10 protein-coding genes and 5 tRNA genes are annotated in these 14,886 nt (G+C 41.5%); 14 read left to right on the plus strand and 1 reads right to left on the minus strand.

The features are described 5' to 3' along the window. Nucleotides 1-479: 479 nt before the first annotated feature. The 6 genes from DWW33_RS08685 to DWW33_RS08710 all read left to right on the plus strand — a co-directional run bounded on the left by DWW33_RS08685 (nt 480) and on the right by DWW33_RS08710 (nt 5,499). A complete protein-coding gene (locus tag DWW33_RS08685; protein ID WP_118639292.1) occupies nt 480-1,214 on the plus strand; it encodes a LytR/AlgR family response regulator transcription factor in 735 nt (244 codons plus the stop codon). Further along, nucleotides 1,211-2,521: a sensor histidine kinase gene (locus tag DWW33_RS08690; RefSeq protein WP_243088618.1), complete on the plus strand. Its 1,311-nt coding sequence runs from the start codon at nt 1,211-1,213 to the stop codon at nt 2,519-2,521. Before DWW33_RS08685 ends, DWW33_RS08690 begins: the two co-directional genes overlap by 4 nt. 85 nt (nt 2,522-2,606) lie before the next feature. Beyond that, nucleotides 2,607-2,936, plus strand: coding sequence for an LptM family lipoprotein (locus tag DWW33_RS08695; protein ID WP_118087832.1), 330 nt, complete (start codon nt 2,607-2,609; stop codon nt 2,934-2,936). Nucleotides 2,937-3,077: 141 nt separating this feature from the next. Then, nucleotides 3,078-5,189 (plus strand): alpha-glycosidase, encoded by a 2,112-nt coding sequence (locus DWW33_RS08700; RefSeq protein ID WP_118087983.1) that lies wholly within the window; start codon nt 3,078-3,080, stop codon nt 5,187-5,189. A gap of 89 nt (nt 5,190-5,278) precedes the next feature. Continuing rightward, nucleotides 5,279-5,360 (plus strand) — tRNA-Tyr (locus tag DWW33_RS08705). A 55-nt stretch (nt 5,361-5,415) separates the two neighbouring features. Beyond that, a tRNA-Leu gene (locus DWW33_RS08710) sits at nt 5,416-5,499 on the plus strand. Between the two features lie 91 nt (nt 5,500-5,590). Here DWW33_RS08710 and DWW33_RS08715 read toward each other — a convergent pair. Then, nucleotides 5,591-6,610 carry a LacI family DNA-binding transcriptional regulator gene (locus DWW33_RS08715; protein WP_117841617.1) on the minus strand — a complete coding sequence of 340 codons (1,020 nt, stop codon included), beginning with the start codon at nt 6,608-6,610 and terminating at the stop codon, nt 5,591-5,593. 336 nt (nt 6,611-6,946) lie between these two features. Between DWW33_RS08715 and malQ the strand changes: the two genes are divergently transcribed. The 8 genes from malQ (at nt 6,947) to DWW33_RS08755 (ending at nt 14,862) form a co-directional block, all read left to right on the plus strand. Further along, nucleotides 6,947-8,398 carry a 4-alpha-glucanotransferase gene (gene malQ / locus DWW33_RS08720; RefSeq protein ID WP_197420814.1) on the plus strand — a complete coding sequence of 484 codons (1,452 nt, stop codon included), beginning with the start codon at nt 6,947-6,949 and terminating at the stop codon, nt 8,396-8,398. A gap of 75 nt (nt 8,399-8,473) precedes the next feature. Continuing rightward, a complete protein-coding gene (locus DWW33_RS08725; RefSeq protein WP_117947133.1) occupies nt 8,474-9,757 on the plus strand; it encodes an extracellular solute-binding protein in 1,284 nt (427 codons plus the stop codon). Nucleotides 9,758-9,887: 130 nt separating this feature from the next. After that, nucleotides 9,888-11,270 carry a carbohydrate ABC transporter permease gene (locus DWW33_RS08730; protein ID WP_117947132.1) on the plus strand — a complete coding sequence of 461 codons (1,383 nt, stop codon included), beginning with the start codon at nt 9,888-9,890 and terminating at the stop codon, nt 11,268-11,270. Next, nucleotides 11,270-12,148 (plus strand): sugar ABC transporter permease, encoded by an 879-nt coding sequence (locus DWW33_RS08735; RefSeq protein ID WP_117947131.1) that lies wholly within the window; start codon nt 11,270-11,272, stop codon nt 12,146-12,148. Before DWW33_RS08730 ends, DWW33_RS08735 begins: the two co-directional genes overlap by 1 nt. 603 nt (nt 12,149-12,751) lie before the next feature. Beyond that, complete coding sequence (locus DWW33_RS08740) at nt 12,752-14,464, plus strand: alpha-amylase family glycosyl hydrolase (RefSeq protein ID WP_118639293.1); 1,713 nt, start codon at nt 12,752-12,754, stop codon at nt 14,462-14,464. 140 nt (nt 14,465-14,604) lie between these two features. Further along, a tRNA-Phe gene (locus DWW33_RS08745) sits at nt 14,605-14,677 on the plus strand. Nucleotides 14,678-14,697: 20 nt separating this feature from the next. Continuing rightward, nucleotides 14,698-14,768, plus strand: a tRNA-Gly gene (locus DWW33_RS08750). A gap of 21 nt (nt 14,769-14,789) precedes the next feature. Further along, nucleotides 14,790-14,862, plus strand: a tRNA-Gly gene (locus DWW33_RS08755). Nucleotides 14,863-14,886 lie beyond the last annotated feature (24 nt).

The following is a 14,886-nucleotide window of genomic DNA, read 5'->3' on the forward strand; positions in this document are numbered from 1 at the left end:
AGTGGTATTTTCGCCATGAAATTTATGAACTATACAGATTGAATAAAAGGAATGTGAATTTTTTTGGAAGTTTGTGCACACTTTTGAATGGGAAAATGGTACTATAATTAACGTAAAAACCCCCCAATACATTATATAATTTTTGCTACACCCCATAGTAAAAATACCTTCTCCTAAAAGGACGACCGTGCGAAAGGTCGTCTTTTTTTTACGCGAGTAATGAGGAAAAGTGACAGGCGAGGAAAAGAAACCAAGCTTGCTTGAGTTTCTTTTTTACAGCTTGGAACTTTGACGAATACCGCGATAGCGAGGGAACTTGTTCCCGAGCCTATCGCGGAAGTGAGGGAGTTTTTCCCTCACTTATCTCGCATAGAAAACTCCCATCCCTCAAACAGTGGACATCGGTCCTAAAACTGCCTATAATGAATCTTAAGAAAAGAATATTTCGATAAAGCTGATACATAGATGGGAGATACAACATGATAAAGGCAGCATTTTGCGATGATGACGATACGGTTTTAAAAGAACTGCAGAGCTTACTGGAGGAGTATCGCAGGGAGCGTGATTACAGAATAGATGCAAAAGTCTATCACAGTCCGCTGGATTTACTGAATGAAATGGAAAAAGGAACCCGCTTTGACATTTTGTTTTTGGATATTTTAATGCCGGGGGTAGATGGAATCCAAACGGCATCCGAGATTCGGAAGTTTGATAATAATATCAAAATTATTTTTCTTACTTCTTCGGTGGAGTTTGCGGTGCAGTCTTATGAGGTGAAAGCATATTATTACCAGTTGAAGCCGATTGAAAAGGGCGGATTCTATCATCTGCTGGATTCTGTGTTAGAACAGATGGATAAAGAGCATGGCAGCAGTATTGTACTGCGCTGTAAGACGGGAATTGCCCGGATTGAGTTAAAGCAGCTGGAATACTGTGAAGTGATTCACAGAACCTTATTGATACATCTGGCCGATGGGATGGTATATGAATGTAGCGGCAGCCTGGATGAACTGGGCCGGCAGCTTATGCCTTATGGAACTTTTATACGTCCACATCGTTCATATCTTGTGAATCTGGAATATATAAAGAATCTTTCTTATCGTACCATTACGATGTCAAGCCTTGTGGAAATTCCTGTTCCAAGAGGAAAATACAATGAAATAAAGAGTGCATTTCTGAAAAATGCATTTGAAGATGGGCAGGTGACGTTATGAGCCTTTGGATGTCCCTTCTTAACAATGTGGCAGTCAGTGTTTTTGGAAGTGTGCTGGCGGCGTCCTTCTGTGATGCACTGGACCGGCGGAAAAACCGGATCATATTCTGGATATGCATCGCACTGATTCCGATTGCACAGGGGATTATTTACTATGTATGGGATGATGGCTTTTTGAGGCAGATTTATCCGCTGCTGGTACATGTTCCGTTGATTTTACTGTTATGTGGACTGACCGGTAAATTGCTATGGCCATTTTTCTCTGTGATGGCAGCCTACCTTTGCTGCCAGTTACGACGCTGGCTGGCACTTCTTGCAGTAGAAATTTTGGGTGGAGGAGTATTGATGCTGGATGTGGTGGAATTATTGATTACGCTGCCACTACTGTTTGGACTGATGCACTTTATGACGCCGGCAGTCCGCTATATTTCTGGTTATTCCAGAAAAATGCAGTGCCAGTTTGGTGTGATACCGGTGCTGTATTATGTATTTGATTATCTGACAAGGGTGTACACAGATCTTTTGTCCAGTGGGGCTCCGGTTGTTGTGGAATTTATGCCGTTTATCTGTTGCGGGGCATATCTTGTGTTCTTGTTGTATAACTTTACAAAAGGGCAGGAAGAAAACCGGATGAAGGAGATTCAGAAAAGCCTTGATATGCAGGTAGCACAGTCCATGCGTGAAATAACGGCGTTGCGGGAGTCGCAGAATCTGGCCAGCCGTTACCGCCATGACCTGCGTCATCATTTACAATATCTATATGCCTGTTTGGAGAACCATCAGATACAGAAGGCAGAGGATTATATATCTGATATCTGTAATGAGCTGGAACAGCAGAAGGTGATACAGTATTGTGAAAACGAAGCTGCGAATCTGATTTTGTCATCCTTTGCAGGAAGGGCAGAAGCGGAAGGAATTGTGATGAAAGTGGAAGGCGGCATGAAAGCGAAGACGGTGATAAGTGATACTGACTTGTGTGTGCTATTGTCTAATGCCCTGGAAAATGCCATCCATGCCTGCAGGGAAGTACAAAAAGAGGGAAAAGAAGCCAGAATAGAAGTACAGATTTATGAAAAACAGCAGCAGGTATTTTTACAGATAAAAAACTCCTGTGCCGGAGCACCAATCTTCGAAAACGGAGTCCCGGTTTCAAAGAAAAAAGGACATGGTATCGGAACCCGGAGTATCTGTGCCATTGTGGAACGCTATGGAGGTGTATATACATTTTCATTGGAAAAAGAGTATTTTGTACTCCGTCTGAATCTGTCGGAAAAGAATGTCGATTCAGTACATTTTACTGCCGTTTGAGACGTGAATCTCCTGCTGGATAAGAAAGAATGGTAAAATATATCTAAGTCGAGGATGACACACAAAAGACAGGAGGAAGATAAAAATGAAGAAAATAATTTCATGTTTAGTGGTATTAACTATGTGCATTTCACTGGCTGCCTGCGGGGGAACGGATAAACAGGCTGCAATTGATGCATTCAATAAAGCAAGCACATCATTCAATGAAGTAGCGAATGCCATCAATGCGAATCCGGATGCATACGACCAGGATGTGATTGATACCATGGTTGAAATGGCAGATGTCTTACAGCAGCACAAAGAGCTGTTAGAGGGAGACACTGAAATTGAAGAAGACAAATTAAATGAAATGATTGAATGGTATGGTACCGTAGAAGAATGGGTATCAGACGTAAAGGCGGAGTTAGGTATATAATAGATTTCATAGAGTTACTTCTTTAAAGAGGGGACGGATACGGAAAATGTATCCGTCCTTTTCTGGTTGTAATCTTTGGAACTTTCGTATATTATAGTAATAAAAATAATTATTTAGAAACGAGAGGCTTGTTGTAAGATGATGAAGAAACAGCAATCGATTTATGAATTGAACAGAATTCAGCAGTATATTATGCAGATGCGCCCGATTCTTAGAAAACGCGCACTCTTTTCTGATGGAACAGAAGATTATCGTAGTCCGGCAGAACCCAAAGTCGGAGAGCTGGTGACCATTCGTTTTCGTACAGCAAGAGATAATGTAGATGCAGTCTGGCTTTGTACAGAACAGAAAAAATATTTTATGGAAAAGACCGAGTCAGAGGGGCTCTTTGATTATTATTCCGTAGAAATCCGTATGACAGAGGAGCATTTCTACTATTACTTTGAAATTGAGACGGGAATGCTTCACTGTATCTTTGACCGCTATGGCGTGAATCAGACACCAAGACCGCAGTATAATTTTGAAATTGTACCGGGTTTTTCCACGCCGGACTGGGCAAAAGGGGCGGTTATGTATCAGATTTTAACAGACCGTTTTTACAATGGAGACACTTCCAACGACCCGTTGACGGATGAATATTTCTATATCCGTGCTACCAGTCAGAAGGTAGATAACTGGGAGAAATGCCCGGAGAATTTTTCGGTAGCAGAATTTTATGGCGGAGATTTAGAGGGCGTGAGAAAGAAAATGGATTATCTCACAGAACTTGGAATAGAGGTGATATACTTCAATCCACTGTTCGTTTCTCCGTCCAATCATAAGTATGATATTCAGGATTACGATTATATTGACCCGCATTACGGCAAAATAGTGGTGGATGAGGGAGAACTTTTACAACCGGGTGACCGCAATAACCAGCATGCCAGCCGCTATATCACCCGCGTGACGGATAAACGGAATTTGGAGGCAAGCAATGAACTTTTTGCAACGCTGGTAAAGGAAGCGCACCAGAGGGGCATCCGCGTCATCCTGGATGGAGTGTTTAATCATTGCGGTTCCTTTAATAAATGGCTGGATCGTGAAAAAATCTACCGTAGTGAAGCAGGCTATGAACCGGGAGCCTATATCAGCAAGGACAGTCCGTACAATGACTTTTTCCAGTTCCATGATCAAAATGCGTGGCCGGATAACGGAAGTTACGATGGCTGGTGGGGACATGATACATTGCCGAAGCTTAATTACGAAGATTCAGATACATTGCATGATTATATTCTGCATGTGGCTGCAAAATGGGTTTCTCCACCTTATAATGCCGATGGCTGGAGACTGGATGTTGCGGCAGATCTGGGACACAGTCCGGAATATAACCATCAGTTCTGGAGAGAATTCCGTGATGCCGTAAAGAAAGCCAACCCACAGGCAGTGATTTTGGCAGAACATTACGGCGACCCGAGAGACTGGCTGGGTGGAGACCAGTGGGATACAGTTATGAACTATGATGCTTTTATGGAGCCGGTGACATGGTTCCTTACCGGAATGGAGAAACACAGTGATGATTTTAAACCGGAAAATATAGGAAAGTTTGAGAACTTTAAAGGCGCTATGAAGCATTATATGGCAAGCTTTTTGACACCATCGCTGCAGTGCTCCATGAATGAACTTTCCAACCATGACCATTCCAGATTTTTAACCAGAACCAATCATAAAGTAGGTAGAGTGGAACACCTTGGAACAAAAGCGGCAGAAGAGGGCGTAAATACAGCGGTTCTACGGGAGGCGGTTGTTATTCAGATGACCTGGCCGGGAGCACCTACCGTTTATTACGGTGATGAAGCCGGACTATGTGGATTTACAGATCCGGATAACCGCAGAACTTATCCGTGGGGCCGGGAAGATAAAGAACTGATTCGTTTCCATCGTGATATCATCAGAATTCATAAAGAAAACCCGGCACTTCGTACCGGAAGTGTGAAATTTTTAAATGGTGAGGATAATCTTCTCTGCTATGGAAGATTTAACCGGGAACAGCAGTTTGTCATTATTGTAAATAATGATGAAAATATCCGGCACATTGATTTGTCTGTATGGGCAGTGGGGCTTCCGAAGTATGGAACTTTAGAACAGATACTTTTTACCAGTGAAAATGGATACTCCATTTCTTCTGTCAGCTATGACATCGACAATGGAAGATTGGATATTACATTGCCAAAGCATGCAGCTGTCATTCTGAAAGGAAAGAATCCGGAAGAATAAAAAATGCAAAAAATGCATAAAACGCCTTGCACACAGCAGGGCGTTATGCTATAATCTATATTCGTCAGGACAATTAATGACTGATAAATGGGCAGATTCCCGAGTGGCCAAAGGGGACAGACTGTAAATCTGCTGCAAATTGCTTCGGTGGTTCGAATCCACCTCTGCCCATTCTCGTTGTGGTTATGCAATGAGAATTTTTTTATGTAACCATAAAAAGATGCTTGCCCGCGTGGCGGAACTGGCAGACGCGCAGGACTTAAAATCCTGTTGTGGTGACACAGTACCGGTTCGATTCCGGTCGCGGGCATTAAAAAAGGAAACGGTCGTTTTCTTTTTTTTTATGCCGGAAATCCGCAAAGCACATTTCCATTGTTGTGATGTTCCCTTTGTGAATAGTCCTATTCTTCTTCTGCCTCTTCTTCTCTCTCTGCACATGGAGCAGTAGAAGCTCTTGTAATAAGCTGCGGACGCAGTAAAGTCATGCTGACGGAGACATGATTAATAAGGTTACTCAGAGCAGCATATCCACATTTGCCGAGCTCGGTTCTTTCCTGACGGACTGTAGTCAGTGGCGGCTCTAAGAAAGAAGAAATCGGCAGGTCGTCAAAACCAACCACACTGATATCATCCGGAACAGAAAAACCTCGAAGCCGGCATTCTGTAATGACTCCGGAAGCAATCAGGTCATTACCACAGAGAATTGCTGTTGCTCCGGCAGCAAGAAAATTCGGTACATGATATTTTGCACTGTCTGCAACATAGTAGCCATGTGCAACCATATCTTCTTCTACTGGAAGATTGTGGGATTTCATGGCATCTAAATATGCCTGATAGCGTTTCTCACTGACCATGGAATAGAGAGAACCGTTGAGAAAAGCAATCTTTTTGTGACCAAGCTGATAGAGATGGTCGACTGCAGATTCAATTCCTTCAGAGTTATCTGTTCCTACATAGCACACATGTGGATTCTTCTTAATATAATTATCGAAAAGAACGGTCGGAATGGAGGTGAAGGCAAGCTGCCGCATCCAGTCATCATGGAGAGCAAAGCCTACCAGGAACCCGCCGGAATAACCGTTCTTTAACATGTAAGTATCATATTTTTCAGTCATCTGGAAAGCCGGAGTAACCGGAATTACACTGACGGACCAGCCATCCCGGAAAGCAGCCTGACGGAAACCCAGGATGATTTCGTATCCGAACTGGTTGGCTGTTTCATAGTCCATATTTTCTATAAAAAGGCAAAGCTTCTTGTTTTCGTCCTTTTTCATCTTCTTGGACTGATATCCCATTTCTACAGCGGTATCAAGAACCATCTGCCGTAAATCTTCACTGATATCACTGGCACCGTTTAATCCTTTGGAAACAGTGCTGACGGAAATACCGAGCCGGTTGGCAATATCTTTAATTGTGACCATAACAAGCCTCCATAAATCTGGTATATTTTAAGTAAAATCATATCAAAAACCTCTTATATTCTGTATTATATAGAATTTGCATGACAGGTGCAAGTACTGCAAAATATTATTTTTCGAAAAAAACAGGGTTTTAAATAGCAATATAACCAAAAAAACAATGCGAATTCCGTTAAAAACGGCAAAAATGATGCTAAAAGGACTGTTTTGTTTGACAAAGTTGTTAAAAAGACGTAAAATAACCTCAGATACGAAAATTAACGAAAAGCAAAAAACAAAAACCGATGTGGGGGAAAAACATTGGAGGCAAAGAGACTAACCAGAGGAGCAGGAATCCTGATGGCAATAACAAGTCTTCCATCTGATTATGGAATCGGAACTCTGGGTGATGCAGCTTTCAATTTCGTAGACTTACTTGTAGACCTGAAACAAAGATACTGGCAGATACTTCCGATTGGACCAACCAGTTTTGGAGACAGCCCGTATCAGTCAATATCAGCATTTGCAGGAAATCCGTATTTGATAGATTTAGATGACCTGGTTCGCGACGGTCTGCTTATGGAAAGCGAGATTCGAAGCTATAACTGGGGTGCAGATGAGAAAGATGTTGATTATGCCAATCTTTTTGAAAACCGTTTTCAGATATTAAAGAAAGCATTTGAACGGTTTGATACCGCAAAGCCTTCTTTCCGGAAGTTTGAAGAAGACAATGATTGCTGGCTGGCTGATTATGCATTGTTCATGGCAGTCAAAGGAAAAGAAAATAACCGGGAATGGATGGCATGGGAACCGGGAATCAGAAATCGTACACCGGAGGCATTACAGGAATACACAGAATTACTAAAAGAAGAGATCCTGTTTTGGAAATTCTGCCAGTATAAATTTTATGAACAGTGGAAATTCTTAAAACAGTACGCAAATACAAGAGGAATACAGATTATTGGGGACATACCGCTGTATATGGCAATGGACAGTGCCGATGTGTGGGCAGACCGGAAACTCTTCTTATTAGAAGAAGACGGAAGCCAGCAGTATGTAGCAGGCAGCCCGCCGGATAATTTTTCAGAAGAAGGTCAGAAATGGGGCAATCCCGTATATGACTACTCTTATATGGAAGAGTACCGGTTTGACTGGTGGAGACACCGGATTGAGAAAAACGCAGCGTTATATGATGTAATCCGGATTGACCACTTCCTTGGAGTTGTAAGGTACTATACGATTCCGTTTCGGGAAAAGGATTGCTGCAATGGGAAATGGAACAAGGGTCCTGGAAAGAAATTGACAGATGTGATGGAAGAAAGTGCCGGTGACTGCAGAATCATAGCAGACAATGCCGGAAGTGCCATCGCCGGAAGCAGAAAGCTTCTTGCAAGAATTGGATGGCCTGGAAGTAAAATCCTGATGTTTGCATTTGATGGAAATACAGGAAATGAAAATCTTCCACATAACTTTGAAGAAAATAACATAGTGGTATATACCGGAACACATGATAATGATACTGTTGTTGGTTATTTCCGGGATAAGACAGAATATGAACTGGCTTACCTCTATGAATATTTGAATATCGGCTCGAAGGAAGAAATTCCGGACGCCTTAATCCGTCTGGCTTATTCAAGCATAGCGGATGTGGTAATTATTCCAATGCAGGATATTTTACAGCTTGGCAATGAAGCCAGAATGAATCAGCCATCCACAGTCGGACAGAACTGGAAATGGCGGGTGGGAAAAGATACTCTGAGTGAAGAACGAAGAGCGTGGATCCGCACCATTGCGGCAGTATACCGCAGATAATTTCTATATGATATAGAACGGATTACCGTTTTATATAAATGCTTAATCGAAATCACATTTTTAAGGAGGAAGAAAATGAAAAAGAAAGCATTATCATTATTTCTTGTAACAGCTATGGCAGTATCCATGGTAGGATGCGGTAGCAAAGACGCAGACAAGAACACAGAAAAGAAAGATACTGAAGCAGCAGTAGAAACAGAAAAACCAGCTGCAGCAGAAGATGAAGCTTGGGAGGGTGACTTAACAGTATGGAGCCCACAGGAAGATCAGGATACAAACTGGCTTCAGGATCAGTGTGAAGCATTTGCAGCTGAGCATCCAAACTGGAAAATCAACTTCAATTATGGTGTATGTGCAGAGGGTGAAGCAAAAGACAACGTAACAAAAGACGTTGAAGCAGCAGCAGACGTTTACATGCTTGCTAACGATAACATCCCGGATCTGGTATCTGCAGGCGCATTATCAGAGCTTGGTGGAGATTATCTTGGATATGTAACATCTACAAACTCTGATTCTATTCTTGCATCTGTTACATACAACGATTCAGTAGTAGCATTCCCATTTACCTCTAATACATGGTTCATGTACTATGATAAGAGCGTATTCTCAGAGGATGACGTAAAGAACTTTGATACAATGTTAGAGAAAGCTGGAGAAGCTGGAAAGAAAGTTTCTTTCAAATTAACTGATTCCTGGTATATTCAGGCATTCTATGTAGCTAACGGATGTACATTATTCGGTGATGGAACTGATACAGATGCTGGTATCGACTTCGGTGGAGACAAAGCAGCAGCAGTTACAGAGTACTTAGTAGACTTAGCAGCAAATCCTAACTTCTTAGTAGATGCTGACGGATCTGGTCTTGCTGGATTAGGCGACAGTGTAGCAGCAGTATTCTCCGGAACATGGGATGCTGATGCAGTTAAAGAAAAACTTGGTGACAACATGGGTGTTGCAGCTCTTCCTACCGTTACAATCGACGGAAAAGAAGGCCAGATGAAATCCTTCATCGGATCTAAAGCAATCGGTGTTAACCCTAATGCTGAGAACCAGCAGGTAGCTATGTCTCTTGCAGCTTACTTAGCAGGTGAGAAGGCTCAGACAGCTCATTATGAAATGAGAAACATCCTTCCTTCAAACATCAACATCTCTTTAGCTGACGATCCAATCGCAACAGCAGTTACAAATGTTATGACAGATACATCTATCATGCAGCCATTATGTAAAGAAATGGGTAACTACTGGTCACCAGCAGAGAATATGGGTAAAAATATCCAGTCTGGCGAAGTAACAAAAGACAACGCTGCTGAGAAGACAGAAGAAATGAACACAACTATGAATACAGACGTTGCTGAATAAGCAGAAGATGTAATTGGAAGTTCATTATAAGAATTCCTAAAAAAGCGGTTTGAAAAAGAACCGGGGACTCCAGGATACCGGAAACGGTACCCTGGATGTCTTACTATAGAGAGTATAGGAGGCCCATAGCGTGAAGAAGGCTGCTACGAAAAAGAAAAAAGTAAAAGAGTTTCAGACACCATATACCGTTACTGGTGCGTTAGTTAAGGGAAATGTAATTACTAAGCTCTCCATGTTAATCATGGGCTTGGGCAATATTGCACATAAACAGATTGTAAAAGGTCTTATGTTTTTGGCAATTGAGGTTGTGTATCTTTATTACATGATTTCTTATGGATTCTATGCAGTTTCCATGCTGCCATCACTTGGATGGAGAGAGCAGGAAAAGGTATGGAATGATGCAAAGAGTATTTATGAATATCAGGCTGGTGATAATTCACAGCTTATCTTACTTTATGGAGTTGCAACATTATATCTTACCTTCATGTTTATCATTGTATGGAGGGAAGCAGTAAAAAGTTCATATAAATCAGAACTGCTGGCAAAAGCAGGTAAGCATTTAAACACATTTAAAGAAGACTTCAAGAGTTTGTTTGATCAAAATTTACATAAATTGCTGTTGGCACTCCCACTGACGGGAATTTTGCTCTTTACTGTTCTTCCATTGATTTACAATATTACAATGGCATTTACCAACTACAGTACGTCTGGAGAACACTTAGTGTTATTCGACTGGGTTGGATTTGCTACCTTTAAGAAAATATTGAATGTTGGAGACAGTATTGGAAAACAGTTCTATTCCGTATTAGGATGGACCCTGATCTGGGCTGTGTTTGCAACAGCATTAAACTATATTTTTGGTATGATTCTTGCAATCATTATCAACCGGAAAGAAACAAGGGCAAAGGGATTCTGGAGATTCTGCTTTGTATTATCTATCGCAGTACCACAGTTCGTTTCCCTTCTGATTATGAGAAGTATGTTACAGCCAACCGGTATTGTTAACACGCTGCTTATGAAATATGGTATTATCGACACTGCATTGCCATTCTTTACCAAGGCAATCTGGGCGAGAGTTACCGTTATTGTAATCAACCTGTGGGTAGGTATTCCATATACGATTCTTCAGGTAACCGGTATTTTACAGAACATTCCGGCTGAGTTATACGAAGCAGCAAAGATTGACGGTGCTAACGCTGTCCAGACTTTCTTCAAAATTACTCTGCCATATATGTTATTCGTAATGACACCGTACTTAATTACGCAGTTTACAGGAAACATCAACAACTTCAATGTTATTTACCTTCTGTCCGGAGGAAATCCTACGCCGGTGGATGCAACCGCAGGAAAGACAGACCTTCTGGTTACCTGGTTGTATAAGTTGACTGTTGATAAGAAATATTATAACCTGGGTGCCGTTATTGGTATTATGACATTCGTGGTATTGGCTATTGTTGCCCTGGTTACTTATCGAAATACCACATCCTACAAAGATGAGGAGGGATTCATGTAATGAGTAAGCAGAAAACAGCCACATCTGGCGCAAAAGTACGTAAAACACTTGTAAATGTTTTGGTTCATATATTTCTTGCAGTATTAGCATTTATCTGGGTACTTCCGGTATTCTGGGTAGTACTTACAAGCTTCCGTGCGGAGAAAGGTTCTTATGTTGAGACCTTCTTCCCGAAGAGTTATACTTTTGACAATTATATTAAAATATTTACAGATACAAGTATCCTGAACTTCCCTAAGATGTTCATGAATACACTGATTATTGCAATCTTTACCTGTATCATTTCAACCATCTTTGTACTTTCAGTTTCATACTGTATGTCAAGAATGCGTTTTAAAATGAGAAAACCGTTTATGAATATTGCAATGATTTTAGGTCTGTTCCCATCCTTCATGTCCATGATTGCGGTATACTTTATCTTAAAGGCACTGGGATTATCCGAAGGATCCATGATTCGTATTGCGTTGATTATTGTATTCTCCGCAGGTAGTGGTGTTGGATTCTATGTAGCAAAGGGATTCTTTGATACCATTCCAAAGTCCTTAGATGAGGCAGCAATCATCGATGGAGCAAGCAGATGGCAGGTATTTACTAAGATTACCATTCCGCTTAGTAAACCAATTATTGTATATACCATCCTGACTTCCTTCATGGGACCATGGATTGACTTCGTATTTGCAAAGGTTATCTGTGGTGCAAATGCAGACCAGTTTACCGTATCTATCGGTTTATGGAAGATGTTAGAGAAAGAGTATATCAACAGCTGGTATACATGTTTTGCAGCAGGTGCTGTAGTAGTATCAATTCCGATTGCTATCCTCTTTATGTTTACACAGAAATTCTATGTAGAAGGAATGAGTGGAGCAGTAAAAGGCTAAATTTCACAGCCGTTTAAAATGTTTAAAAGAGAGGCAGTTTTTTGCCTCTCTTTGTTATATCAGTTGATAATGAAGGGTGTGGGATTTAATACTTCATTGTTCTGCATTTGAAATAACGTTATTTTCCAGACAGAATGCTCCAATTCTAACCAGCACATTTTTCGTTTCTTATTATCATCTGTCTTTCCAATGTTTGACAGAATGCAAGTGGTTGTCCGGCTGAATACGGATACCATTTTGTGACTGGTTAGGGGCGCTTGGAATTTCATCTGGCAACCGGCAACGTTGGCACAGGACGTGCCAACGAGGCGCAACTGGAACACGGATGTGACTTTGCGCCGGTTGCCGGAATAGATGTAATGTAGATTGAAATTCTTAGCGCCCCTTACCGGTTGCATGAGGTATCCGTATCAGCCGGACACCCACTGCATCCAGTCAAAGCAGTGGCAAGACATCTGAAAATCAGAAAAATGTACTGCCAAGAATTGAGACACATTCTGTCTGAATGAAAATACCTGTTATTTCAAATGCAGAACAAAAGCATCGCATTTACATCACCCCTTCATTTCAATGAAATAAGAAAGAGAAGAAAAGGAGAATCATATGAAAAAAAGACTACAGGCGTTACTTCTTGCATTGTGCCTTACCCTTGGAACTATAAGTGCCGGCTGTGGCGGCAGACAGGATAACAATGCTGCGGGAACAGAGACTGCTGCGGCGACAGAAACTGAAAAGACCGCAAGTGTGGAAGACTCTGCTATGGCAAAGGCAAATGCAGGAGAACTGAATATCATTGATGATAAATACCGCACCTATTATGAAGTGTTTTTATATAGCTTTTATGACAGTGATGGAGATGGAATCGGAGATATCCAGGGATTAATTGATAAACTGGATTATATCAATGATGGAGATGACAGTACAGATACAGACCTTGGCTGTAATGGAATCTGGCTGATGCCGATCATGCCATCACCGACCTACCATAAATATGACATTTCTGATTATGAAAATATTGATGAGCAGTATGGAACTATAGATGATTTTAAACAGTTAATCGAAGCATGTCACAAGCGCGGAATCCGTGTGATTATTGATTTCCCGATTAACCATACATCATCGAAACACCCATGGTTTACACAGGCAGTGGAATATCTGGAGGGACTAAGTGACGGACAGCAGCCGGATAGCAGCGTTTGTCCGTATGTAGATTATTATAACTTTACAACAGATCAGTTAAGCAGTGTGTATTATAAAGCTGGCAGCAGCAATTGGTATTATGAAGGAAAATTCTGGAGTGAAATGCCGGATTTGAACCTTGACTGTGAAGCGGTGAGAGCTGAATTTGATGAGATTACATCCTTCTGGATGGATCTTGGGGTAGATGGTTTCCGTATGGATGGTGCCAAAGAATATTTTTCAGATAATACCACAGAAAATGTGGAAGTCTTAAAATGGTTTAATGATATGGTAAAGGCAAAAGATGAGAATTCCTATATCGTGGCAGAGGTCTGGACGGATCGTGAGACATATGCAAAATATCTGGAAAGTGGAATTGATAGTGTATTCAATTTTGATTTTGGAGATGGCGATGGGATTATTGCCAATGCAGTAAAAGGAAGCTCAGAGTCCGGAGCAAAAGGATATGCCAATGTCTGCGGCAAAATGGATGAGCTTTTAAGCCAGTATAATGAAAATTATATTGATGCACCGTTTTATACAAATCATGATATGGCAAGAGGTGCCGGATACTATAGCGGCGAGTATAAGGCTGCACAGATTAAGACTGCCGGAGCCATGAATCTTATGATGAGCGGCAATGTATTTCTTTATTATGGGGAAGAAATTGGTATGAAAGGCTCTGGAAAAGATGAAAATAAGCGTGCACCAATGCAGTGGTCCTCAGATGCATCTGCAGAGGGTATGTGTAAAGGGCCGGATGGAATGGAAAGCATTAAGATGACAAATGGAAGCTTGGAAGACCAGCAGGATGACCCGGATTCCATTTATAATTATTTCAAACAGGCAATCCGCCTGAGAAACCGTTATCCGGAAATCGCCCGTGGTATCGCTGCAAATGTAGAGAATCTTTCTGATAAGAATATAGCAGCAATTACCAAGACATATGATGGTAAAACCACATTACTGGTATTTAATCTTTCCCAGGAAACTCAGAAGGTTGACATTTCAGGTGTAGATTTAGGCGGAGAAGGTACTATCGGTGGAATGCTTCTGACCGGAGAAGATACAATTACGCTGGATAATAATGAACTGACACTGCCATCTTATTCCATGGCACTTATTACCGTAGAATAAAGCCGAAATGCATAAAAACGGAACAGAGTTATCGTGCCACCGGAATAAAAATGAAAAAATGAAAAAAGCAGGAAAATTGTCTTGACAACCCCTGCTTTTTCCGATAAAATAATCAGTGCTGTGAGTGCTTTACAGCACAAGCCCAGTTAGCTCAGTTGGTAGAGCAGAGGACTGAAAATCCTCGTGTCTCTGGTTCGATTCCGGAACTGGGCATTGCCGAAAGGCAATGAACTGCGGGTGTAGTTCAATGGTAGAACACCAGCCTTCCAAGCTGGATACGTGGGTTCGATTCCCATCACCCGCTTTGCAGAATACAATTGCATATGCGATAGTGGCGTAGTTGGTAACGCGCGACCTTGCCAAGGTCGAGACCGCGGGTTCGAGCCCCGTCTATCGCTCTTTCAAAAAGCAAGAAATTTATC

Origin of the sequence: Roseburia sp. AF15-21, from assembly GCF_003479505.1 — a bacterium.
In the GTDB taxonomy this organism is placed as follows: Bacteria; Bacillota; Clostridia; order Lachnospirales; family Lachnospiraceae; genus Roseburia_C; species Roseburia_C amylophila.